Below are 24,397 nucleotides of genomic sequence, written 5' to 3'. Positions count from 1 at the left end.
TATGCCAGAATCTATTTACTTGAGAACAGCTTTAGAAGCAGCAAATTATTTAGAGGAACTTGAAATTCAAGAAAACGGTGGGATTTATTGGGACATTTCTCAGGCATTCAAGGGAGAATGGCGATACTATGACTCAATTTCACTCTATGCTGGCAGTAGCGGTATCATCAAATTTTTCCTAGACTTATACGAATCAACTGGTGATAACATTTATTATGAGAAAGCCATCAAAGCAGGATTCCATATCCTTAATCGATTGGACCAAGATGATCACCTTGATAAGGCCTTTTCAAAATATGCTAGAACAACAGGTCTTGGAGGTTTAGCCTTTATCTTAGATGAGCTCTATGATAAATCAGATGATAGTCGTTTCTTTAATGCCGTAAAAACCATTCTTAATAAAATAGTTTTAGACAGTCAAGAAACCGGTGCTTGGTCTGAACAAATCGGAATCGTTGCTGATTCAGGAACAGCATTACTCTTACTAAAATTGGCTGATAAATATGAAATTACTCAAGCCAAATCAGTTCTTGTTCGATTTGGGGATTACATTCTCAGCAAAAGACAAGTAGATTCTGAGGGGCAGATCTACTATGTTGGCTTAAATTTAGATTACGTTGGAGGTCCCCACGGCAAGTTTAATACTGGTTTTCCTCTCGGTCCTGGCGGGGTAGCATATACCCTACTAAAATTATGGGAACACACTGGTGAAAGACGATTTTTAGAGGGAGCTAATGGCATAGATGACTTTTACAAGCATTACTCCATTGACAAAGAAAAACTCCTTCTCCCCCACTACCTTCCTGATGATGATGAACATATTTGTTATGTTGGCTACTGTGGTGGACCTGTTGGGGTGGCCCGTTATTTCTACCAAGCCTACCTAACAACGAAAAATAAATAATATCTTGAAAATTTCAAACAATCTGTTGATGGTTTAAGTCTAGTCAATGCTCCCTATGAAAGATCTGAGGGATACTGGCAAGTTAATAATTACTACTGTGGAACTGCTGGAATTTTGCAATTGTTCATTGGAGCTTATCTTATAACCCAAGAAGAAAAATATCTCAGGCTAGCTGAAGATACCGGCAATATTCTAGTGGAGCGTGCGAAAAAAGCAAATGGTAAAGTCTTTTGGGAGCAAGCATTTGAGAGAAAGGTACCTGATAATATAACGATCGGTATCGGCTACTATGATGGTGAGGCAGGGATAGCTGCATCACTCCTACAATTGGACAGCCTTTTAAAAGGAAACTTCCAAGCAGTACGTTTTGTTGATGACCCTTTCCCAGAAAGTTTGGTGGATTAGATGACAGAGCATTTAATACGACTAAGTCCTGCTGAATATATTAACCAAGTGGGAATTTTGAAAAAATTACCAGAAATCATCAAGCAGCATGGCTATCAAAATCCTGTAGTTTTAACGGACACTACCGTGCGAGAAATCATCCCAGACTACCTGCCAGACAATTTCTTAGACAACTATCCCCTATCTCTTTTTTCTGGCAATGCTACAAAGAAAGAAATTAAGAGACTGACAGGACTTTTAAAAGGTTATGACCTCATTTTGGCCTTTGGTGGTGGACAGCTTATGGATACTGCTAAAGTTGTTGCCGATAACCTTCGTATCGCACTCATCAACATACCGACTTTACCGTCCAATTGTGCCGCCCTCACGACAAAGAGTATTCTCTACTCCGAGCAGGGACACGAAATGATTGGTGCCCATCGACAAAGTCAAGCTGTTACTATGGTTTTACTAGAGCCTAAGTTATTGCAAAATGCACCAGAACCCTATGTCTTGTCCGGAATTGGCGATACGCTGGCCAAATTTTACGAAATTCGCTTACGACTAACCGATGACAAGTTAGATTTAGTAACTGCAGCAATTTCACGACAATACTTGGATATCTGTCGTGACGAGATACTCAAAGTCGGTGATTATAGGGAATTAGATAGAACTCAGCTAATCAATTTTTTGGACACCATTTTTCTCATTGCAGCATCCGTTGATGGTTTAGCAAACTTAGATGGACGAAGTGTATTAGCTCATGCCTTTTACAATGCCTATATGAAGTATCAAACTGGTAAGAAAAAGACACATGGCGAAGTTGTAGCACTAGGCAACCTTTTTCAGTTACATCTTGAGGGGAATCAAGTAGAACTACTAAAGGAACTAGAAGATTATCACCAAAGGATTGGACTCCCCTTGACAATTAAGGATATCTATCTTGACAGTCAATATTTGGAAGATATGGCCAATTATATAGCTCAACCCGATAATATCAGGGTACAGACTATTTTCCCCAATATCAATAGTCAAGAGATTCTTTCTGCTCTAGAAAAATTGGAGATTTAAGATGAAAATCAAAGCTTCTGAACGAATGGGTAGTTCTGATGGTCACTTTCTAGCCTCTCAACAAGAGGCTATTAAAAAATTGACCACGGCCGGTCATAATGTTATTAACTTAGAACGGGGAAACCCAGATTTACCAACATTTCCAAGTATTCTTAAGGCATTCGAAAAAGCTGCTCTTAATCCAATTAATCACGGCTATCCCCCATACGGAGGCAAGGATAGTTTAAAGAAGGCCATCATCTCTTTTTACCAACAAGAATATGGTGCCTCTCTAACGATGGATGAAATTACAATCTTTTCAGGCTCACTTTCTGCATTAACGGCTCTCCCCATGGCTCTGGTTAATCCTGGAGAGGCTGTATTAACTCCTAACCCTTCGTTTTTTGGTTACCAGACGGGTATCCATATGGCTGGGGGAAAATCTATTTCTATGGATTTAAAAGAAGAAAATAATTATCTACCTAATCTTGATGATTTTACCTCAGAAAATCTCGAACAGACCAAACTCATGTTTCTAAACTATCCCCATAACCCAACTAATGACCTTTGCTAGGAATGTTGCCAACCATGTTATTTTTATGGAAAGTGGTCATGTAATTGAAGAGGGAAAACCAGAACAATTTTTCACTCACCCTAAAGAGGACCGCACTAGACAATTTCTTACCCGAATCATCCCTGACCTTAATATTGACCCAATAATTTAAAGCAGATAAAAGCCCGCAGGTAGTAACGATACCTACGGGCTTTGGTGTTCTAATGAACCAAATCTTAATAATGTCATTATAGGATTAATAACAATTTTTGTCAAATACGACCTTCATCCCTGCTTTGTCCCTAGTCTAGTCGCTTCTTGAGTTTTTCTACAAAGAGGTAGGCCGCTGGGCAGATTAGGGTATTTTGGATGGTTAGGTGATTGATCTGATAAATTTTCTTGCGGTCGGTATGGGGAAATTCTCGACAGGCCTTAGGCCGCATCCCATAGATGGAACAGAGATTATCCTCACCCAAGAAAGGACAGGGCATGGATTGGAAGACCTTGTCACCATCCTCATCGACTCGCAGATAAGTATCCTCAAAGACTGAGAGCTTCATGCGGAAGGCCTTGGAAATCCTTTGAATATCGGCCTCCGTAAAAAGGGGCCCCAGACTTTTGCAACAGTTGGCACATTGTGTGCAATCAATTTCCTGAAAAACCTCAGTGTGAATCTCTTGGGCAATCTTGTCCAAATTCTTGGGAGCTTTTTTCTTCAAACCCGCCAAAAACTTACGGTGCTCCTTCTGCTTTTGCTGGGCCAAATCCTTATAGTGCTCAATATCAACTGCCATGCCTATCGCCTCACCTTTCCTACTGTCATTATAACAAATCCCCCTTGGCTTTTGAAGCTGGTTTGAGAGGATTCCCGTCGGCTTGACATTTTTCTCGGGCTATTTTAAAATAGTTATGACCATTTATTTGATTTTAGTCATAAAATTTTCTGAGAGGATCTCATGGGCAAAAAATTTTCAATTCCAGAACAAAAACAAATTCGCCAAAGACTCATTGCTATCTTTGAGGAAAAAATGAGGACAGGGAATCCCAGCAAAATCACCATTGACAGTCTGGCCCAAGAAGCTACAATTGCTAAAGGCTCCTTCTACCACTTTTATCCTAGCAAAGAAATGCTTTTTGTTGATGTTATCAATCAAGAGCAAGAAAGGCTTATCAAGCAGGCTCGAAAAATAGCTGAAGCAAAAGACACTTCTGAGAAAGACAAGCTCAAGAAAATTCTCTTGATCATCCTCAAAGAAGTCCAGGCCCACCCTTGGTTAGAAAATTTATCTGAACCAGAATTTGAAAAGATGGTTGGTCGCCTCCCCAAGGAATTTCGAGATAACCTGCTAAAAGAGGATAGACTGGCCATCCAAAAACTGCTAGGAGACCTGAACTTGGACACCAAGGTCCCAGTTGATGACCTGCTAGTGATAATTGAAATCATCTTATCGAGTGCCAGCCACGCTAGTGATTATGGCCACCACTATGAGTCGGCCAGCAAAACTATGATTAACTGCCTCGTTGACAACCTCTTTAAAGAATTGAACACGCCTACAACTCTGTGAATTTAGATGAAATCACCTAGGTGCAAGCACCTTCGTTGATTCCCCTAAAATTCTGTGAGTTGTTTGACGGCTTGGCGACACGAAAACCGGACAGTTGAAAATACTGGCTGGTCGAAGTTAGCCAGGGAGCTAGGCAATCAGACTAGTGATTACCGTTAGCTGGCTCTTGTATGGACAAGAAGGGGGCTTTGCTCCGTGGTATCGTTTGCGACAGTTGGATAAGTGACCCGATAATGGTCGCTTATCCAACTTAGTGAGAAGTTGAGGCAAACCACCATAGTGATTGCCGTAGGGAATAGAGGTATTTTAATAGCCTATTCCCTTAACTTATTGAAAGGAATTCCCATGAATAAATTATTGCGGTTCAATTTTATCCTCATGATTTTGGCCATGCTGGGAGCCAGCTTTTTACAATTCTTCCGACCTGACCTGCTGGGCTCCCAGTCGGCCTTTGGTCTGGCGCCTGACTGGCAAAGAGAGATTGCCTTTTGGAATCTAGCTGTCATTCCCATCTTTATTGCTTGCCTTTATAAAAGGGACTACTTCTTCACAAAAGTCTGTGCTAGTTCTGTCATGATTGGCGGGCTTGGCTTTGCCAGCAATCACCTAATGGGCTGGCTGGCCCAACCTTCGGCTACTGGCAACCTAGTCGGTAGCCTAGAAAATTTTGCCTTTGTCCTGCTCTGGCTGATTGGCTTGGGCATCGAAATTAAAAAGCACAAAAACTCTGAACAAAAATAGTTCAGAGTTCTTCATTTTCCAGATATTTCAGCTTATCCCAGAAGGTAAGATAGGCTTGATTAAAGTTTGGGGCAGGAATCTCCTTTTTTTTCCCCAGGTCAAAGAATTTTTGACAGATAAAAAGGAGATCAGGCAGATTGCTGTGCAGGGACATAATCTTGCGACTCAAGAGGTTCTTGGCAAATAGCCTCTTCATCAAGCGAGAGGATAAGCAGATGGGCATACGATAAATCCATATCTCCTTGCCGTAATTTTTCAGATTCACTCCCTTAGCTTCTGCTATGGTTAGTGTTTCTCGAATACATCTGACAGCCTGAGCCAGCAGCTTCCTCGAATCCATCAAATTTTCTGCTATCGCCTTACCCTCACCCGTTCTAGCAGAACTAGCCACTACTGCAATAACACCGGCATTGATGGCCATGTGTAACCAAATCCATTCCAGCATATCATCAGGCACTTCTAGTTTAATCTGACAGTCATCAAAGACTTGAACCAATTGCTGATAATTTGAAAGCTTAGATTTTTCTTCAGATTCCAGCATAAAATGATCAAAAAGGCAGAAGGTCAGGCAATTTTCAATCAAATTCCCACCTGCAACTGGATAGCCCAAAATATAATCGTGATTACCCAAGTCTTGATCCAACTCAGCCCTTGTTTGCCAGATCCCACAGGCTAAAATCAAGCTTCCTGTGATAGCCAGACGGTCAAGGTCGTCAATAACATCCCCGACCTGACCCTTAGCAACACTAACAAAGATAAAATCATAGTCTTTTTGGTTACAAGGCTTAATTTGATAAGTATCCTTGAAAGCTCGTCCTTGCTTATCTTGTCGGCCATCCAAGACCTGAACCGACAAACTAGTCAGTGATCGCTTGGGACTGTCCTCACGCAGGAGGTGCTGGACCTCATGTCCTGCCTTTTGAAAGAGGTAACCATAGCTAGTCCCAATAACGCCTAAGCCGACTACTAATATTTTCATTTTGTCTCCTTTATAATTTTTACCGACTATCTCTTTTCTTCATCAAATACCAGAAAAGAACCAACATAAAAGAAATGCCCTGTGCAATACTAATTCTGACAAACATCAACTGATCAGTTCCTGTCTGAGATTGAACATGCAAAATATTGACAATAAAATCATTGAAATAATGGTTGGCCATAGCCATATAGAGACTTCCTGTCAACCTAGTCATAAGGACAAATTTAAAACCAATAAGAAATGAGGTTCCTACCATCATCAGACTATAGAGGACAAAACCTCCGCTAGTCATTTCCCCATCAAGATAATTCCTCAAAGGTCCCATTAAATGCCAAAGGCCAAAGAGAAATGACGATAAGATTCCTGCCCAAATAAAAGAGTAAGCTCCCTCCAGTACCTTTTGAAAGAGGCCACGAAAAGTACCTTCTTCCATCAAAACATTGATAATATTACCTATTATGCAAATCAGAAAGAAAATCAGGCTCGTCTCTCGCCCAACATTTTTGTCCACTGCAAAAGAAGAGACATAGATTTCTAGACTCTCAAATTTTCCTTGACTAATTAAGAGACTCACTTCAACGGCATATGCCAGAAGGAAGGTCAAAATTCCCAAAAACAAACCTTGAGAGAAGCTTTTCCAAAATCCCCTTCTAGAAAAGCCCAAGTCCTGTAAGCTGAAGCTACAAGTTTTAGCTATCCCAAAAAGAATTACCAGGCCGATTACTTTATGAATAAAGGCTTCACCCCAGAAAGTCTGGTCGGTCCGTAAAACCAGATACTCAAAAATACGACAGACATAAGAAAGACCGTAGACAAGGAAAATTATGAACCAAAGTCTAGACCTCAAACCTTTAACCATAGGCTTCCTCCAAAATTTTAATGGCCTTGTCGCTTTTGAATTAGCTGATTAATTTCCTTAGCTTCTCGCCTAAATGACAATAAGTCTAGGGCTTGAGAAAGCAGGTAAGTCATCAGCCCAATCAAAAATAAGCTTCCCATCTGGTTCCAATGAAAAATTAAAGCAAGCAGAAAGACAAGACCTTCACAAAGTAACAATTCCAAGCCAACCCGAAGAATGGTTGGCAGTTCAAATTTTCTCACTAGATTGACAAGCACATGAATGAGAATATTCGTAAGTAATATCTGAAAAATTGAGACCAGATAAAGAAAAGGTGCTCGCAAAAAGAGAGCGACTAGGGCAGTCAGTAGGAGAGAAATCCCCGTTGTCGCAAAGATATTGGTGACTAGTTTTTTCATCATCCCTCTCCTTTCAGGGCCTCTTTGACAGCCTTTAGGTAACTGCGGTTGATAATAAGCTTCTCGCCATTGGTCAACTTTGCTTCCATCCGGCTGTTAAAAATTGAGCGAATACTGTCCAAAACATTGATATTGAGAATGCAGGATTTACTAATCTGCACAAAACCATTTCTGGCAAGTTCCTCAGCCAGTTGATAGAGCCGCAAATCTGTCTGATAAACCTCTTGTCTAAGATAAACAAAGGCCTTCTTATCAACACTTTCAATATAGTAAATATCTGAAACATTGACCTGATAGACCTTTTTCCCCTGAAAACAAGGCAATTGCTTATCTACCGTTTCTAAAAAATTGAGTACCCTCTCAACTAAGTCAGTCTTCTGACCATAGGTCACAGAGACCTTCAATTCTTGGCAAGAGGGATTTTCTTTAATACTTACTTTCATAATAATTCCTCGCCAGTCAGTATAGCATACTCATGGATGGTGTAAATGCCCTTCCTTCCTAGCTACAAAAAAAGAGAACCATCTTACAAGTTCTCTGATAATGGTATTCCAGTCTCTAGGCAATTAATACCCAATTAAAATCAAAGTTAGCATTTTTGATACTTTCTTAAAAAGTGCGGACGCAAGCAAGCTCCTGACGGAGTTTCATTGCTATTTTTCGAGCCCAAGTCTCGAAAAATCCGTTCTTAGCAACAACCTCATTTGTTGCTAAGAATACCACTTTGGCGAAAGTATCGCTTTTAGAATTCCCCCATCAGTTAATGATTTATGCTCATTTTCCAGATGTAATCGTATTGAGATAGTAAATTGCTAATTTTGAATTTCAAAGAGTATAAAATCACATCTTGATATACAAAAAGACCAGAACATGATCCTAGTCTTTTCGTTATTTTTTTGGAGAACCCTCACGGAGGAAATTGTGAGGATATCAAAGGAAATTAAATTATGTATCACACAGCATTATCGGTTTAGAGGAGAGGCCCATTTAGAAATTATTGGAGGAGGACCTCATTTAGGAGGAAAATGCTTACTGTTCCTAGTGCTATTCCTAGGAACAATACATTATAATCCTTTTGCTAGAGGACCGCAACAATATCGGTGAGGATAGGGATAAAAAAGTAAATTATTTCTCCCCAGAGTATGTAATGAAAATTTACGATAAACTAGCTAGCTCGATCTCCCAGTAATCACTTCAACAAACTAGCCGCTGCCTCATCAACAATGACGGTGACATCTGGGTGGTTTTGCAGGACGCTGGCCGGCAAGCTTGGGCTGACAGGGCCTTGAACCATACCAGAGATAGCCTTAGCCTTCTCACTTCCATAGGCAAAAAGGATGATGGACTTGGCTGACATAATTGAGGCAATCCCCATAGATAGGGCCTGGGTTGGCACTTCCTCCTGCTTGTCAAAGAAGCGACTGTTGGCCTCAATGGTGCTGGGCGTTAAATCAACGACATGGGTTAGACTAGAAAAGTCCGTTCCCGGCTCATTAAAGCCAATATGACCATTGCGACCTATGCCTAAAATCTGCAAATCAAGACCATACTGCTCAATCAAGTGGTCGTAATCCTTGGCTGCTTGCAGCAAATCAGCTGCTTGACCATCCGGCAAGAAGTGGGCCTTCATGGGCTTGTACTTAAAAAGGTGCTCTTCCATAAAGTAATGGTAGGATTGGGGACTTTCCTTGGGGAGACCAACATACTCGTCCAGATTGATTGAGGTCACCTGCGATAAATCAAGGTCACTCTTGACAATAGCCTGATAGAAGGCCTCAGGTGAGCTTCCCGTCGCAAGTCCCAGGGTTTTGTCCCCCTGTGCCAGCTTATCTCGTAAAATCCCTAGTGCAACATCTGCCCCTTGAGTCTGATTCTTAACCCTGATGACTTTCATGTGAACAACCTCCTTTTGGTCTATACCGATTATCCACCTTCATTGTATGGTATAGACCAATTTTTGTCAAGCCATTTGTGATATAATAGGTCAGGATTAAAAGAATTTTAGAAGGATAAACCGTGAATACACAAGATTTTGATTTTCATTTACCTGAAGAGCTGATTGCCCAAACTCCCTTGGAAAAGCGAGACAGCTCCAAACTCCTAGTCATTGACCACAAAAAGCACACCATGCTGGATACCCACTTCGACCACATTCTTGATGAGCTCAACCCCGGCGATGCCTTGGTCATGAACAACACCCGGGTGCTGCCGGCTAGACTGCACGGCGAGAAGCCAGAGACCCATGGCCATGTCGAATTTCTTCTTTTGAAAAATACCCAAGGTGACCAATGGGAAGTGCTGGCAAAACCGGCTAAACGCCTGCATGTCGGAACTGAGGTTAGCTTTGGCGATGGTCGCTTAACCGCAACTATTCTTGAAGAGTTAGACCACGGTGGACGAATTGTCGAATTTCACTATGAGGGGATTTTCCTTGAAGTGCTTGAAAGCCTAGGTGAAATGCCCCTACCACCCTATATTCATGAGAAGTTGGAGGACCAGGAACGCTACCAGACGGTCTATGCCAAGGAAAACGGCTCTGCTGCCGCTCCAACGGCTGGGCTCCACTTCACCCAAGAGCTCCTCGAGAAAATTGAAGCCAAGGGAGTTAAGCTGATCTACCTGACCCTCCATGTTGGTTTAGGAACCTTCCGACCAGTATCTGTTGACAGGATTGAAGACCACGAGATGCACTCCGAGTTCTACCAATTCTCCGAGGAAGCTGCCGAAACCCTACGTCAGGTCAAGGCTGCAGGCGGCCGCATTGTCGCAGTTGGCACTACCTCTATCCGAACTCTGGAAACTATTGGTAATAAATTTGATGGCCAAATTCAGGCCGATTCTGGCTGGACCAATATCTTTATCAAGCCAGGTTACCAGTTTAAGATTGTTGATGCCTTCTCAACCAACTTCCACCTGCCAAAATCAACTCTGGTTATGCTGGTCTCCGCCTTTGCCGGACGCGAATTCGTCCTCGAAGCCTACAAACACGCCGTTGAAGAACACTACCGTTTCTTTAGCTTTGGTGATGCCATGTTTGTCAAATAAGTCGAAAGACCGACAATAAAATTCCTAGAGAAACTAAAATCTCTAGGAATTTTATTTTGATTGATAACAGAATTCAGCAAGTTCAGTTTTATAAATGTGCCGCCTGATAGTTGCAATCGAACTTAGGGGGCAACGGTTCCCAAGGACACAAAAAAGACCCATCTGGATCCTTTTTTAGTTGACAGCCCGATAATAGAAGCCGATAATGCTCAATTATCGGGCTTAATGAGAAGTTTAGGGAGTGGGACAAAAATCGTGATTTCGACGAAATCGATTTTGCCGTCCCACCCCCGCACAGTTGATTAGGATGACCGCTATCACTTGCATAGCAAGGGATAAGGACTTCCAATCAACCACTGCGTCAAACCGTCTGATGTTGAAAAAGTTATGAGGCTAGGACCTTTTTCCAGACTTGTAGGAAATGGAGCATTCTATTTGCTCATTTCCTTAACTTATTTGATTTTCTTCAGACTGGCTTTGGCTTTTTCTACCACAAAGAGGGAGCTTTCTGCCTGCGATACTTGCTTAAAGAGCTTCTTGGCTGAATCTTTATCGCCAGCCAAGCGTGCATTTTCGGCTAGGAAGTAGTCACGCAAGACCTCTTCAAGTTTATTGCTAGCTTGGATTTCTTCAAGATATCCGAGGGCTTCTTGCCGACCAATTACCTTCTCAATAAGAGGAAGCATAGCTTGAGTGTAGGCCTTTTGAACGGTCTCGGTAGCATTTTGCACCACCAAGTCATTGGCGGCTGATAGGCTTGCTTCTAAGTCATAGTCCTTGTCTTTAAAAAGCTTATCAGCAAAATCGACCAAGTAATAGGTCAAGAGTAGAGGTGTTCTTTCCTTAGCTGACAACTGAACTTTCAGAGGATTGACCATTTCAATAAATTCAGCAGATTTTTCAAATTTTCCACGGAGGAAGGCCAACTCAGCTTGCCGAATAATAATCCGATCCCAATTAGTCTTAAGTGAGGCTTGGGATTCATACTCCAAAACTTCCTCATACTTATCTAGGTCCAAGTCCTCAGTCAAAATTTTCAGGGCATCGCGACGATAAATGTTATTCTCCCGCACGTATTGGACAGCCAAACCAAGCAAGGGCAGGAGGCTGACCAAACTAAAGGCTGGGCCCATGATATTTTTGGGATTCAAAAACCAATAGATCAGAGAGGCCACAAAGAGAAGCAAGAAAAATAAAGTCCAGTTCCGCACCACGGTTAGGAAGGTATACATTCTATTCTTGATATCGTCTATTTGACTGTCACGGTATGATGTCGGCATAATTTCTCCTTTTTCTCAGCCATTAAAACTAGGTATTTCTTCTAAGCTATAGATAATTGACCTAAAACCCGAATCAAGGCTGGGCTTAAGCTAGTTCGTATTTATTACCATTGGAATTTCAAAATTGTTTCTATTATAGCACAATTTTGGCCAAGTTGAAAAAATCTCTGAGGGGCAAAGTCAGTCTATTAATTCCTATCCAGACTGACTACATGTTCCGCTAGGAGGCGGGAACTTTATGCCCCTCACTAGCTTTCTTGAACAAGTATTATCGACTTGTTCAATGCCGTGTCGTGAGGGCAATACCAGTCTATCTATTCTTAAATAGACTAGCTACAAGTCCCGCTAAGGAGCGGTGACCCTATGCCTCTCACCTTTTCTCTTGAACAAGTATAGCCACCTAATTTTCCTCAACTACCGTTGGAGCAAAATTTGATTCAGACTGGAGGTCCGGTGGAAGTGAAACTTCCCCAGTCTACGATGAAACAGAGTTAATTCATATTGACTCGATGCCACTCATTGATGACATAAGTCAGCATGGCCAACTGATTATAACCAGTACCATTTATTTCTGAACTACTTTCAGTTGAACCACCCAAATAGCGGGTATAAATTGAAATCAGATAAGGACTGTCTTCCATAACAATGGCATCAACATTAAGGGCCTCACGCACATAACCGGGTTTTTGATAGATGGTCAGGTCATCAGGCAGGTAGGTCTTATAATATTCGTCTGGGAAAGACTCACCAATATATTCTAGCAAATCCTTATACTTATCCTGATGTTTAAACAAGTAGTCTAGAACCTGAATATAGTAAGAGCTGGTTGTTTTGTTGCCCTCGTACTGGAAGGCGGGCACATCGGGATTCTTTGACTTACCATAGCGAATATATTGGCTATAGGCATTCTCCATCCCACCTAAAAGACTGGCCAGGCCATAGGCGGGGGTATTCTCTGAAACCACCAAGGACCCGTACTGCATTTGGGGAATGGTCATGCTACCACCGTAGTTATTGACATAGGCATCATGCTCCCCCTCGTACTCGAAATCCAAATTAGTGATATCAACTTTTTGTTCATAGTTGAACTTACCCTCAGCAACTCCATCAACCACCAACATATTAAGCGGGAGTTTGTAGGTTGAGCCAGCCGTCATCAATTCTGCATCATTCATGGAGAAAGTTTCATTGGTTCGGGTATTCTTATAGGAAAAAGCCACCTGAGACTGGTCAATCCCTTGCTCAGCTAGAAAGGCATTGATTGTATCATTTAAGCTCATATTGGCATAATCATAGTAAAGCCCCAGCGAGTTCATCCGTTCGCTATCCGCCTCCATGACTGCCTGTTTTTCTTCAGCTGACTTATTTCTTGGCGTTACCAATTCCTTGGGACTCTTTTTTGCCTTCTTTAAGCTATCGGTCTGGTGACTCTTTTGATTCTGACTCTCCTTTTGACCTTGCTGCAAATAAAAACTGCCTAGAATACCTAGGACAATGGCAAGGATAATCGCTAAAACGGCAGTAATTCTTTTCGACATAAATTCTCCTCACTACTATTCTAAGGAAAAATTGATTTTTTGCAAGCTCTGTCTGATATTTTTTCCAGATTGTTTGCCACTTTTATTGGAAAGTCATCAACCTTCAAGCCAAGTTAAAAAGCCAAGCTCTCCATAGAGAATGGCTTAATGTGACTTCCTATAAACTCAGCTTATTTCACTGCAGCAGCGTAAAGTTCTGCCACCTTGTTCCAGTTAATAATTTCAAAAAAAGCTTTGATATAGTTAGGGCGAACATTGCGATAGCTGAGATAGTAGGCATGTTCCCAAACATCCAAGGCCAAGATTGGCTTCTTACCTTCCATGATTGGTGTATCCTGGTTGGCTGTTGAAGTGACTTCAAGTTGGCCGTCCGCATTGACAACCAACCAAGCCCAGCCCGAACCGAAGCGACCAGTTGCAGCTTTAGTGAAAGCTTCCTTGAAGGCATCGAAGGACCCGAAAGCTCCATCAATGGCTTCTGCCACTTCTTTGGTGATTTGAGTCTTTTCTGGCGACAAAAGTTCCCAGAAAAGGGCGTGGTTGAGATGGCCACCACCATTGTTAATCAAGGCTTGGCGGATGTCTGCTGGAATTTTTTCCACATCTGCTAAGAGGGCTTCTAGGTCTTCCCCAATTTCAGGGTGCTTTTCCAAAGCCGCATTAGCATTAGCCACATAAGTCGCATGGTGCTTGTCATGGTGGAGAGTCATAGTTTCAGCATCAATATATGGTTCCAAAGCATCATAAGCATAAGGAAGATCTGGTAATGTAATCGCCATAAAGGTTACCTCTTTTCTGTTAATGGAGCTTGCTCCTACAATAGGGCAAGAGACTTAAAGGGAGAAGTCTCCCTAAATATTTATATTGTAAAAGAAAATGATAGGGTTTTCAAGGATTTTGATTAAGAGTTAATCAGGCTAAATTTTTCAGTGTCCAAGTTTAAAACCAATAGTGGTTTTGATTACTAATCAACCTTGCTAAGACTTCCCGATTAATAAGACTTAGTTTCTCTAATTATTAAAGGCGATAACTTGTTTTTCAACATTTACTTCTGCTTCAACACCAAAAGGAATAATGCATCTTGGCGTTGCATGTCCAATATTCACATTATAGACAAGGGATAAATTTTTATCCCCAAGCTCTTCCAAGAGAATTGACTTGTAGTCACCATAATAAATTTCATCTTGCGGTTTACCAACCAAAACTCCTGTCACCACATCAAATATGCCGTAATCTTTCAATGCCCCAACCATTTTTCTAAATAATAGAGGAGTTGGCCTTTCTTCGCTGGTTTCTAAAAGGAGAATTTTCCCTTTCCAATCATCTAATTTCGGAAAGAGATCATATTTGGCACATAAGGAAACCGTATCCGAAAATCTGGAATTATCAAAAATATCATACATTGAATCCAAACAACCACCCAAAATCTTTCCCTTAAAAATGGGTTGCCCTTTTAATAACTCAAAGCCAGTATTTGGATAGCTTGTCATCTCTTTGCCAATAGCATTTTCACTAAAATCTTCTCTTTCCTGATACCAGACCTGACTTGGCTGTATTTCTTTTATTTCTCCTCTTGTCAATAATTCTTCAAAATATTGCCGAGTATAAGGTAGCATTTCACTAGAAAGCTCACAGATATCCGGTAAAAATGCCTGTCCATAAAAGGTCTCAAGGCCGACTTTATGCAACATAAAATGGTTCATGGTTGTGTCAGAGAAGCCTAAAAAGATTTTCTGCTTAGCCACCTTTTGAAGAGCATCATTTTCAAATAGATAGGGTAACAATCTATAAGTATCCTCACCACCGATAGCACACAAAATCATATCAATCGAATCATCCATAAAGGCTGCTAATAAGTCTTGAGCTCTGGATTCGGGATGATTTTTTATAAACTCAAGTCCCTTAAGAGCATGCGGTAAAAATCAACTTCAACACCAAACTGTTTTAATCTTTCCAAGCCTATATCAAGTTCATGCTTAACAAAATTTTCCCCCATAACACCACTAGATAGGCTGACAATCCCAATTTTTTTGACTCTCATATTTTCTCCCTTGTGCCAATCTGCCGTTTTTAACAATTATTTATGTAAAACCGACCTTTGCAATAAACTAACCTTCATTTGCATTTTCAACTTTAGCAGAAGCTCTGAATTCCTTGTATTAACCTGACAATTTACCCCTATCACTACTTCAATATGAAATCTTGCTTCTGAATCAAAGACTTAAACTCCCCTCTGCTTGGCACTGGCAATCTTCAAAAGGGCCAAATCAAAGAGATAGGCCTTGTCCAATTTCCCCTGCTTAATCTGATAATCAGTGCTAATTAGAGTTGCCATGGCTTCCTTTAAAAAGGATAATGTGAGAGGCCGACTATCTCTGAGAGCAAATTTGACCTGATAAGGATTAATTTTTCGGCCTAGAAGCTCTGAGAGCTGGGTCACCATAGCCGACTCATTCTTACCAGCCTGAGCCAAAATTTTCACCTGAGTAAAGAGACGAAACTTTCCTAGCATAATGGCAATCAATTTAATCTCGTCCTCACCCTGCAAGCGTAAATCTCGAACTAAATCACACGCTTGGTCAATTTTCCCCTGCAAAATGTACTGGGTCAAATCAAAGATATTATCCTGGAGGGTTTTGGGGATAGCCTGGTCAATATCAGTCTGTTGAATCTGGCCATCAGCCTTATAGGCCTTGAGAAAGGCTAGATTTTTCTGAATTTCACTAAAATCAAAATTAGACTTAATCAGGAGCTGGTCAAAGACCCCTTTGCTAAAGACAAGGCCCTCCTGGTGAGCCAACTTTTGAAAATGGGTCCGCAACTCAGCTTCCTTGAGTTGACTGGCTTCAAAGATCTTCGCTTCTCTTTTGACTAACTTAACCAGTCGGCGTTTGCCATCTAATTTGCCAGGAGCAAAGATAACCAACCGAGTCGTCTCCACCGGATTGGTCAGATAGGCTTCTAAGCTCTTGGCCTCCTTATCGTCTAAATAAGACTTCTTGGCCGTTGTCAGGTCCAAAAGATTATCAAAAATCACTACCTTCTCGTCTGAGAAAAAGGGCAGGCTCTCCAAATCCATCTGGGCCTCAGCAAAATCATTTTCAGAGAAATCAAAATAAGAATAGGTCAAATCGCTGGAATCAAAGCCAACCCGCTCTAAAAAGAGCTGCTTGAGTTGGCTGTACTGGCCTGAATCGGCCCCCGTCACCAAGGTAATCAAGGGGAGCTTTTCCTTGCTTAAAGCATCAACTTCTTCAATTGCAATCATGGCTTTATTATATCATAAAAGGCTAAGGGCTCAGTCTTAATCGTCAATGAAAATCAAAAAGACATCAGCCTCTAAGGAGGCGGTCATCTAACAGTCCGCATAGCAATTGCTTAGTTTCCTCACTTGACTCATAAAGTAGCTAAAATTAATCAACTTTGTGAGGCGTCACAAAAAACTGCAGACAATTTTTACGTACAGCTGAGTGGATTAACGAAGGGACACGAAAACCAGATAGTCGATTTTACTGTCTGGTTGGAGTTAGCTAGGAAAATAATTAACAACTTCCGTAGGCACTCTAATAAAAGGAAAGCCGACGATGCTTTCCTTTTAAAGCTAGTGAACAGTCACAGGTAGACCGTAATAACGACAACCACTGCAAATTAAGATTTTCTAAATCTTAGCTTTGCTTTACCGACCTATCTTTTGATTTTTGAAGAGTATAAATCTAACGAGATGCCCCATTAGGCCTTCCTTGCTTTGGAGGCAAGAAAAAAAGCAGTCAGGAGAATACTCCAAACTGCTGGTACATTATGCTCTTAATTATTAAAAAGCCCTATTTTAGTTTGCTTCAGATCCACTAGCCGCATCCACCCCAGCCGAACCTAGATTCGCTGAATCAGTTAGTTGACCGACTAGTCTAATTCAGTGTTTGCCAACTAATACCAGGCTGAATCAAAGACCACTCCCGCTTGGTTAGTTAGCGCGTGGAAAACATGGTTTAAGGTTTTCAAGTTTTCCTCTCGTGTCGCTCCCATGATTAGAAACCCATCAACAATATGCCAAATAAAACCGCCAAGACCAAGGGTAAAAATGGTTACTAAAAGTTTGCCTACCCCCAGACCGGCTTGGCCTAGATAAAAGCGATCAACGCCATAGGCCCCAAGAAAAATAGAAAAGAGCAGGGCTATCGTTGGATCTTTGAGGGGCATTCCAACAATGTCATTAATCTGCCTATCGTCCAACCCTTCAAGCCGTTGACGAATGCTTGGTAGAGTTTCTGGAGGGAATTTTCTCATATTGGCAGCAATAAAACTATCTGAAAATGTTGACAAAAGGACTCCTTTATTCTTCTAATTGATAAAAGTCTTATTCAAATTCCTTGAATATGGGACGATTATTAGCAGATTTGTCAATTAAAAAACGGTTGACTAGGATTCTTACTCGCCCTTAGGGAAATGATAAAGACAAATAGCTTAGCAAACAGTAAAAGGACGTAACTGATGCAAAAGAAAATCAAGCTGGAATCCAATATCCGCATGGAGTGACTGATAAAGACGGGCTCGAAAGTTAAGATACTGGCCAATAATACTAGCAGGCCTGGAACTAAGCGAGCAAAGAACCAAGACCAATGCAGGCCAGAATCACGTAAGCGACGAACCAAAAGAGCATAACGCGGTAGAAGGTTTGCTAATTTCCATATCATTCCCAACCAAAAGAGTGTTAGGACACCTTTTGAATAATGGAAAACAAAGTCAGAAACAGCCAATAGCTGGGCGTGGAATGGGGAGCTTTCACGAATACTAGAATAGTAAATTCCTCCAAACTTTAGCCAAGCAGAAGCCATCCGGTGGTTATCATTGCCAAGTGCTATCGCAAATCGGATAAGGACAACAACAAGAGCAACTTGAAAAATGATTGTAAAGATGGTGTTAATAAGAAATACCCACCAGTAATCTGGACGGGTACTTCTGCCACCAAAATCTACGTATTGCTTCCAGTAATTGAGGTAAGCTTTAAACATTTTGGCCCCTTTATTGTTGAGGATTATTGTAGTTATTAGGATTTTGAACAGGTTGACCTGGTGCCTGTTGAGACGCTTGCGGTTGAGCCTGATTCATGGGATTACCCCCTTGCTGAGGCATAGTTCCATTAGCACCTTGACTTTGGTCCAAATTAGGATATGGCGCTTGGCCCACCCCTGTCTGTGGCGCTACCGGCTGAGCTTGATTTGGAAACTGCCCAACTCCTGCTTGTGGCGCTACCGGCTGGGCTTGATTTGGAACTTGACCCATGCCTGCTTGGGGAGTCACGGGTTGGGCTGGATTAGGAACTTGACCCTGTGGGGCTTGTGGGGCAACTGGCCCAGCATAATTAGGGACTTGACCTTGTGAGGACACAGGTCGAGCTTGGTTAGGTGTTTGAGCTTCTTGAGCAAATGGTGCCTGTGGCACTTGCGGATTAACAGGTTGTCCCTGTTGTGTAAAGGGATTAGCTTGGCCTTGGAAGACTACTTGTCCTTGTGGAGTTACAAATTGAGCCGGTGCCTTGACTGGTTTAGGCTTCTTTTCCCGACTTGGAAAGGCCCAAAGAACGATGCTGGCAATTGTCAAACCAGCTGATAGAACTAAAACGATAATATTGAGGAAAACCGGCATAGGAATCGCTGTCAATACAAGGGCAGCCCCATACATAAAGATAAAGGACCAATGGAAGGCCGCATCACGAAAACGACGAACACCGATTGCTAAACTTGGTACCAAGATAGCCAATTCAAAAATTCCCCAGAGAATAATAACGGTCACCATGACAGGTGAAATCTCTGACCAGATAGACAGGCCTTCGGTCGAAAGAGCACTATCCTGCATTAGTTTGATTTCTTGGTTAAAAGGAATAATTAAATTGATAAAAACTACCAGATAAAATCCAAGGCGAATCAGATTGTTAAAAAGGAAAGGCCACCAAAATTCTGAGCGCTTGGTTCGTCCTTTAAAGTCAATATAGTGTTTCCAAAAATTTGCATAAGCTGTAAACATGAGCAATCTCCTAAATAAATTTGGTGTCTACTAGAATAGCATAATTCAAGCTGAAATACAAACTTAATAGGGAACCACAGCAAGCAGGATAAAGCCTAGGTTGGGGCAGGAAAATGAGTCCATTCTAACTAAATTTTCCACCTTACCGAACCGTTTCTAGGTGCCAATCCCAGAAGCCACGATAAGAAATTGCCCCTTGTTGATCAGTCCGGTAAACTCTCATTTTCTGTTTCTTAAATCGCTCCAATGTCTCCTTGTTGGGGTGACCATAGCGATTATTTTGACCCGCCGAAATAAGGGCGACTTCTGGGCTGATTTGCTTGAGAAAATCTGGGGTAGACGAACCTTTGGAACCATGGTGACCGGCTTTGAGAATCTGGACATGGAGATTGGGATAGATTTTCATCAGATCTTCCTCTCCTTCTTTTTCTTGATCGCCAGTAAAGAGAAAAGTCTTATTGAGCAGATTCCCATAGAGAACTAAGGAATCATTATTGTCACCTTTGCCCAGACTCTTGGGATAGAGGACATGAAGCCTACTACCCATAATTGTTAAACCATCGCCTACTTGAACTGTCCTCACCTTCAGCTTCAGAGCCTTGAGACGCTTGACAAAAGCTGGTCTTGTCAGACTACCCTTGCTGACCAGTACCTGGCCAATTTGAAAATTCTTGGCAACAGCTTCCAAATCGCCAATATGGTCTGTATCGGTATGGGTCAGAACCAGCTGGTCAATTTTCCCCACACCCCGACTTTTAAGGTAGGGAATGACGGTCTTGTCCGCATTGCTATCTGAATTGCTCTTTTGCCAGGCCTCCTTCTGCCCAAAAGTTACCCGTCCACCAGTATCAATTAGAATAGTCTTGCCCCAGCTATCGCGCAGGAAAATACTATCTCCTTGACCGACATCAATCATGGTCACCTCATTGGTCAAAGGATGTTTGACCAAACAGGCTAGTAAAACGAAGAGCAGAATTAGCCAAGGACGAATCTTTTTGACCTGCCAATAATCATGGAGAAAGGCTAATAAGATTAGCATGAGAGTAAGAATAGCCAAACTTGGACTACCAGTAACGGGAGGCCGGCCAACAATATCATGAGTCCAGATGACAATTTGCTCCAGCAGGCTGAAGAGAGGATTGACCCAGGTCAGTCTAATTAGCGGGCTGACTATGAAGGCCAAAGTCAAAAAGGGGAGCATCAGATAATCGAAAACTAGGGAAAAGGCCAGGGTCAAGACAAGCGATAGAGGCTGAAAAACGCCAAATAAATAGGCCAGCAGAGGGAAGGCACCCAAAGACAAACTGGCACCCTGGGCTAGGCCTGCCTTAACCCTGCTCAAGTTTTGGAAATCAAGCACCGCCAAAATAAAGGCATAGGCAAAACTAAGCAGGCCTCCAGTGGTCAGCAGGAAGTTGGGTCTCAGCAAAAACATACAAAAGATGCTAAAGGCCAGATTATCCAATCGCTTTAGTTCCAGATTGCCCCAGAAAGACTGAAGCAGGCTTCTTAGAACCGAGGGAGCATAACCGGTCATCCCAGCATAGAAAACTGAAAAAGGCACTTGTAAAATATCCACCCAATCCCTTCTCAGGCCAAGTCGTAAGAGGAATTTTCGATAAAGGCCGATAAAGAAATCAACCTGCATACCAGACAAGGCAAAAAGGTGGATAATCCCCAGACTGGTATAAATATCGCCCATCTGGTCAAAATCCTTATCCAGATAACCAAAGAGAAGCCCCGTCATGTAGTGGTTCATGGGACTGGGAAACTTCTGTTGACAAGTTACTAGAGCCCGCCGTCTCAGGACATGCAGACGGTCAAAGAAGGTCAGTCGCTTGGCCGGTATCCAGCCTTGAATTTTATCGACAGTCACCAGTCGATAAATACCCTCATGCTTGAGATAGGCTCGATAGTTAAAGCCATGAAAATTCCGCAGAGCCTGGGGTTGAGTTAGCTTGGCTGAAACCTGCAGGTCAAGTTTATCCTTTACATTTTGATAGAATCGCTTTTCCTCAGGTGATTTCAAGCGATAGAAAACCTGATAAGTCCGCCCCTGACTCTTAGCACGAAAGCTGAGCTGGTCACCATTAGTAGAGATAGTATCTGGAATCATCTCCAGCTCCTGTACTTGACTGGGAGCAGACTTATAAGCCTGATTGACCCGATATTGATAGGTCCAAAAGGCTAATCCAAAGGACAAGAGAACCAGCAGAACCTGGCCAACTTTTTTTAAGTTGTAATGCCGCCAAAGTTGACAGAGAGTGAAGGCCAAGAGGACGCCGACCAAGCAGTAGCCTGAATAGATGAAATAAGCCAGCAAGACCAGCAAAAAAGCCAAGTAGATTGGCCTGATAGGAAAGTATTTGCTCATACGGTCACCTCGGGTGCGATTTTTTCGTAGGTCTTGTCACCGATACCAGAAATATTTTTCAGCTCCTCAACAGACTTGAACCCGCCATGCTCCTCCCGGTAGTCAATAATATCTTGAGCCCGCTTCTCACCAATACCTGAAATGGTTTGCAGCTCTTCCTTACTGGCAGTATTGAGATTAACCTTGGCATGGCTACTACGATTTGAATCACTGATTCCCCCAGACGATGAGCCAGGGCCTGTTACCTCCTCAACATCCTCTCCTTGGGCAGCCACGTAAACAACTGCCTGGTCTTCCAATTTTTGAGCCAAATTAACCGACTTTTTGTTGGCCTTATCGGTGAAACCGCCAGCCTTCTCAATAGCATCCGTCACCCGACTACCTGCCGGTAATTCATAAACTCCCTCTTTTTTGACGGCTCCCTTGACATCAACGACGATGACTCCTGATTTTTCCGAGCTTGAGGCTGACGAAGTACTGCCTTGACTGGTCTGGCTCGTACTAGCCATTGAAGGAAAATTGGCCTGACTTTTCGCTGATCTCCCATTTCCATTAGCTAGATTCAAGAACAAGGCTCCAGCAAGAACCACTATAGCTAAAACTAGTCCCACCACCAGCTTATTTTCTTTGATTTTTTCAATCCAGTCTTCAATCATAGGCTTCTCCTGCTAGATTTTAGTCAAAAGGACCATCAGCACTAATAAAACGATAACTGCTAATAGATAACTATCTTCTGCTTTCATAAGATTCCTCACCCTTTTATCCGCAAATAAAAAAATAAAGTTGAAAAAATCTTCAACTTTATCGTCAATTTATTCTAAATTTTTGTGGAACCAAGGAATCCAACTCGAAAGACCAGATAACTCTTATTTGAGGTGCTTTTCTGGGGTCCAGACGAAGCTAGCCACATAGCTGAAAGCCATTGTCAAAAGGACTAGGATTAAAGCAATTAGCCCTAGGGGAATCCGATAAATATAGGTCAGCGGATTGAGCTTCTTATGATTGTTGTAGGTCTCATTTTGCTGGTCCAACTGGTCAAAAGAGTCGTGGACTCGCTTGGCAATTGTTTCAATTCCCTCATCATTGAGATGCTTGATGTCCGATACATCAATGGCCGGACCAAAGTTCATATCAATGCGTTCTCCCTTGAGCAGGCCTGAGAAAGAGCGAGGACCACCATAAACGACTGGCTGAATTTTAACCTTGGCCATCTTGGCGATGACAGCAACACCACCCTTGACATCCGACGAATGACGACTGCCACTTGGAAACATAATCAGGGAACGTTGGCTCTTCTTTAACATCTTAACAGGGTACTTGATGGCTTCCTGACCCGGATTATCCCGATCGATTGGGAAGGAACCGCACATGCGAATCCACCAACCGAAGATTCGATTGTTAAAGAGCTCCTTTTTAGCCATAAAGATAAACTGTTTTGGCTTGGTCGCAAAAGCCAGGTAAATAGGATCCCACCAGGTTCGGTGAGGAGCCACCAAGATATAATTTTCCTTGGGGTCCAAAAGATTTTCCCGATTATGGTAGTGGGCATTTCCATTGACCACCCAAACTAGGAAAGAAACTAACCAACGTAAATAAGCGTAAAACATATCAACCTCCTATTTAACTAAGTCTGGGTCAAAGTCATAGAAACCAGTATCCAAATCCCGATTGACAGGATGCAACTTGCGGATTTCTTCATCAAAGAGGAAAGCCCGGTCGTTGGTCCACTGGCCAGCCTCAATCAGTTCCCTTGCCTTGATGAATTTTTCAACAATCTTAGTAAAATTACCGCCTGGACAATAGATACCGTCCAGCTTCCAATGAGTATAACCGTGCTCAACCAGTTCAGACAGCTTGGTCATCAAATCAATATCATTATTGGCAAAGATATGGGTTCCGTGGTTATCCTCATAGATGGAATAGTGGGAATCCTTATCGCTGGGCTCGGCCAGGAAGAGGTCCCTTTGTCGCGTCTTTTCATCATCAATATGGGTGAAATTATAATAGTTTTGCAGGAGGGGGCGCTTGGAGTGGTGAATGACACTAGCTCCATAGACCAAGATTTCTGCAGGAATTTCAAGGTTCTCCGACATCTTGAATAGTTCTGCCGAAGGAATTTCTCTGGCGAGGACAGCCTCCGAAACACCTGCCGTCTTACCCCAGAAATTGACCTGACGACTGGAGGTCACCATAACCGAGGCATCATAAATCAGCTTGAATGGACGCTTGTCGCGTTGGCAGATATAGATAACTCCAGCATCACCAACCGTGATATAATCAGCCCCGATGTCTTCTAAGAAATCAAGATATTCAGGTAGAGCATCCATCATCCCTTGGTGCATGAGGGCATTTACAGCTACTGTTAATTCCTTGCCCGCTTCATGAACCAGCTGGGCAATCTTCTTTAAATCCTTATCTGAAAATGTCTTAGGTAGACGGAGACCAAAGGCCTTATCGCCCACATAAATCCGATCAACTCCTATTTTTAATAGGTCTTGAACCTGCTCTATACTTTCTGCCGTTGCAGTAATAATAATTTTATCCATAACATTATTATTATATCAAATTTTTAATGAAAAACTGAGACTATTTAAGGAAACCATACTAAGATTCTCATTTTTCCCTGTTAAAACAAACTTAATCAAAATCCTTTTTACTAAATTCCTATGACAATTTTAATAATTTATGATAGAATGTTACCTAAGT

The 24,397-nt window shown here is 42.1% G+C and carries 24 protein-coding genes and 2 pseudogenes; 8 read left to right on the top strand and 18 right to left on the bottom strand.

The window, feature by feature from the left end; translation table 11 throughout:
• Position 1: 1 nt before the first annotated feature.
• The 5 genes and pseudogenes from BS63_RS0100410 to BS63_RS1000000112450 form a co-directional block, all read left to right on the top strand.
• A complete protein-coding gene (locus tag BS63_RS0100410; RefSeq protein ID WP_028798368.1) occupies positions 2-904 on the top strand; it encodes a lanthionine synthetase LanC family protein in 903 nt (300 codons plus the stop codon).
• Between the two features lie 114 nt (positions 905-1,018).
• The gene (locus tag BS63_RS1000000112395; RefSeq protein ID WP_021674166.1) at positions 1,019-1,309 is read left to right on the top strand and encodes a glycoside hydrolase family protein; all 291 of its coding nucleotides are present in this window, start codon (positions 1,019-1,021) and stop codon (positions 1,307-1,309) included.
• The gene (locus BS63_RS0100400) at positions 1,310-2,359 is read left to right on the top strand and encodes an iron-containing alcohol dehydrogenase family protein (RefSeq protein ID WP_002959469.1); all 1,050 of its coding nucleotides are present in this window, start codon (positions 1,310-1,312) and stop codon (positions 2,357-2,359) included.
• Position 2,360: 1 nt separating this feature from the next.
• Complete coding sequence (locus BS63_RS0100395; RefSeq protein ID WP_002959470.1) at positions 2,361-2,912, top strand: aminotransferase class I/II-fold pyridoxal phosphate-dependent enzyme; 552 nt, start codon at positions 2,361-2,363, stop codon at positions 2,910-2,912.
• Positions 2,890-3,063 (top strand): annotated as a pseudogene (locus BS63_RS1000000112450) (amino acid ABC transporter ATP-binding protein); the annotation flags it as partial. The gene BS63_RS0100395 and the pseudogene BS63_RS1000000112450, both read left to right, overlap by 23 nt.
• Before the next feature lie 130 nt (positions 3,064-3,193).
• On the opposite strand, the gene BS63_RS0100390 reads toward BS63_RS1000000112450, so the two are convergent.
• Positions 3,194-3,685, bottom strand: a complete 492-nt coding sequence (locus BS63_RS0100390) for a YkgJ family cysteine cluster protein (protein WP_019769210.1) — start codon at positions 3,683-3,685, stop codon at positions 3,194-3,196.
• 162 nt (positions 3,686-3,847) lie between these two features.
• Between BS63_RS0100390 and BS63_RS0100385 the strand changes: the two genes are divergently transcribed.
• Together BS63_RS0100385 and BS63_RS0100380 are read left to right on the top strand one after the other, a co-directional pair.
• Positions 3,848-4,456 carry a TetR/AcrR family transcriptional regulator gene (locus BS63_RS0100385; protein WP_002959474.1) on the top strand — a complete coding sequence of 203 codons (609 nt, stop codon included), beginning with the start codon at positions 3,848-3,850 and terminating at the stop codon, positions 4,454-4,456.
• Positions 4,457-4,801: 345 nt separating this feature from the next.
• Positions 4,802-5,197 carry a hypothetical protein gene (locus tag BS63_RS0100380; protein WP_002960135.1) on the top strand — a complete coding sequence of 132 codons (396 nt, stop codon included), beginning with the start codon at positions 4,802-4,804 and terminating at the stop codon, positions 5,195-5,197.
• Between the two features lies 1 nt (position 5,198).
• Here BS63_RS0100380 and BS63_RS0100375 read toward each other — a convergent pair whose 3' ends face one another.
• The 5 genes from BS63_RS0100375 to nagB all read right to left on the bottom strand — a co-directional run bounded on the left by BS63_RS0100375 (position 5,199) and on the right by nagB (position 9,327).
• Positions 5,199-6,176 carry a ketopantoate reductase family protein gene (locus tag BS63_RS0100375; protein WP_002960133.1) on the bottom strand — a complete coding sequence of 326 codons (978 nt, stop codon included), beginning with the start codon at positions 6,174-6,176 and terminating at the stop codon, positions 5,199-5,201.
• A gap of 19 nt (positions 6,177-6,195) precedes the next feature.
• The gene (locus BS63_RS0100370) at positions 6,196-7,035 is read right to left on the bottom strand and encodes a CPBP family intramembrane glutamic endopeptidase (protein WP_002960130.1); all 840 of its coding nucleotides are present in this window, start codon (positions 7,033-7,035) and stop codon (positions 6,196-6,198) included.
• A 17-nt stretch (positions 7,036-7,052) separates the two neighbouring features.
• On the bottom strand, positions 7,053-7,433 hold the full coding sequence (locus BS63_RS0100365) for a hypothetical protein (protein WP_002960128.1): 381 nt from the start codon (positions 7,431-7,433) through the stop codon (positions 7,053-7,055).
• Complete coding sequence (locus BS63_RS0100360; protein WP_002960125.1) at positions 7,433-7,876, bottom strand: LytTR family DNA-binding domain-containing protein; 444 nt, start codon at positions 7,874-7,876, stop codon at positions 7,433-7,435. Before BS63_RS0100360 ends, BS63_RS0100365 begins: the two co-directional genes overlap by 1 nt.
• Positions 7,877-8,622: 746 nt before the next feature.
• Positions 8,623-9,327, bottom strand: coding sequence for a glucosamine-6-phosphate deaminase (gene nagB / locus BS63_RS0100355; RefSeq protein ID WP_002963414.1), 705 nt, complete (start codon positions 9,325-9,327; stop codon positions 8,623-8,625).
• A 122-nt stretch (positions 9,328-9,449) separates the two neighbouring features.
• Between nagB and queA the strand changes: the two genes are divergently transcribed.
• Positions 9,450-10,478, top strand: a complete 1,029-nt coding sequence (gene queA / locus BS63_RS0100350) for a tRNA preQ1(34) S-adenosylmethionine ribosyltransferase-isomerase QueA (RefSeq protein ID WP_002963415.1) — start codon at positions 9,450-9,452, stop codon at positions 10,476-10,478.
• A gap of 452 nt (positions 10,479-10,930) precedes the next feature.
• Here the strand turns inward: queA and BS63_RS0100345 are convergent, their stop codons facing one another.
• From BS63_RS0100345 to BS63_RS0100290, 12 genes and pseudogenes are all read right to left on the bottom strand, one after another.
• Positions 10,931-11,758: a hypothetical protein gene (locus tag BS63_RS0100345; RefSeq protein ID WP_021674172.1), complete on the bottom strand. Its 828-nt coding sequence runs from the start codon at positions 11,756-11,758 to the stop codon at positions 10,931-10,933.
• Between the two features lie 491 nt (positions 11,759-12,249).
• The gene (locus tag BS63_RS0100340) at positions 12,250-13,296 is read right to left on the bottom strand and encodes a serine hydrolase (protein ID WP_002962424.1); all 1,047 of its coding nucleotides are present in this window, start codon (positions 13,294-13,296) and stop codon (positions 12,250-12,252) included.
• Between the two features lie 170 nt (positions 13,297-13,466).
• The gene (gene sodA / locus BS63_RS0100335; protein WP_002962423.1) at positions 13,467-14,075 is read right to left on the bottom strand and encodes a superoxide dismutase SodA; all 609 of its coding nucleotides are present in this window, start codon (positions 14,073-14,075) and stop codon (positions 13,467-13,469) included.
• Between the two features lie 231 nt (positions 14,076-14,306).
• Positions 14,307-15,337: pseudogene (locus BS63_RS1000000111215) on the bottom strand (S66 family peptidase).
• Positions 15,338-15,517: 180 nt separating this feature from the next.
• On the bottom strand, positions 15,518-16,564 hold the full coding sequence (holA, locus tag BS63_RS0100325; RefSeq protein WP_002962422.1) for a DNA polymerase III subunit delta: 1,047 nt from the start codon (positions 16,562-16,564) through the stop codon (positions 15,518-15,520).
• 656 nt (positions 16,565-17,220) lie between these two features.
• On the bottom strand, positions 17,221-17,616 hold the full coding sequence (locus tag BS63_RS0100320; protein WP_002962421.1) for a TM2 domain-containing protein: 396 nt from the start codon (positions 17,614-17,616) through the stop codon (positions 17,221-17,223).
• A gap of 77 nt (positions 17,617-17,693) precedes the next feature.
• Positions 17,694-18,305, bottom strand: a complete 612-nt coding sequence (locus BS63_RS0100315; RefSeq protein ID WP_002962420.1) for a DUF805 domain-containing protein — start codon at positions 18,303-18,305, stop codon at positions 17,694-17,696.
• A 10-nt stretch (positions 18,306-18,315) separates the two neighbouring features.
• Complete coding sequence (locus tag BS63_RS0100310; RefSeq protein ID WP_002962417.1) at positions 18,316-19,317, bottom strand: DUF805 domain-containing protein; 1,002 nt, start codon at positions 19,315-19,317, stop codon at positions 18,316-18,318.
• A 142-nt stretch (positions 19,318-19,459) separates the two neighbouring features.
• A complete protein-coding gene (locus BS63_RS0100305; protein WP_019786964.1) occupies positions 19,460-21,691 on the bottom strand; it encodes a DNA internalization-related competence protein ComEC/Rec2 in 2,232 nt (743 codons plus the stop codon).
• Positions 21,688-22,347 (bottom strand): helix-hairpin-helix domain-containing protein, encoded by a 660-nt coding sequence (locus BS63_RS0100300; protein ID WP_002962411.1) that lies wholly within the window; start codon positions 22,345-22,347, stop codon positions 21,688-21,690. The genes BS63_RS0100305 and BS63_RS0100300 overlap by 4 nt, the downstream gene beginning before the upstream one ends.
• 210 nt (positions 22,348-22,557) lie before the next feature.
• Positions 22,558-23,298 (bottom strand): lysophospholipid acyltransferase family protein, encoded by a 741-nt coding sequence (locus BS63_RS0100295; RefSeq protein WP_002962409.1) that lies wholly within the window; start codon positions 23,296-23,298, stop codon positions 22,558-22,560.
• A gap of 9 nt (positions 23,299-23,307) precedes the next feature.
• The gene (locus BS63_RS0100290; protein ID WP_002962408.1) at positions 23,308-24,237 is read right to left on the bottom strand and encodes a peptidase U32 family protein; all 930 of its coding nucleotides are present in this window, start codon (positions 24,235-24,237) and stop codon (positions 23,308-23,310) included.
• Between the last annotated feature and the right edge of the window lie 160 nt (positions 24,238-24,397).

This window comes from Streptococcus sobrinus DSM 20742 = ATCC 33478 (assembly GCF_000686605.1).
Classification (GTDB): domain Bacteria; phylum Bacillota; class Bacilli; order Lactobacillales; family Streptococcaceae; genus Streptococcus; species Streptococcus sobrinus.
The sequence above is the reverse complement of the archived record's forward strand: the minus strand, read 5'-3'. Positions and strand labels throughout refer to the sequence as shown.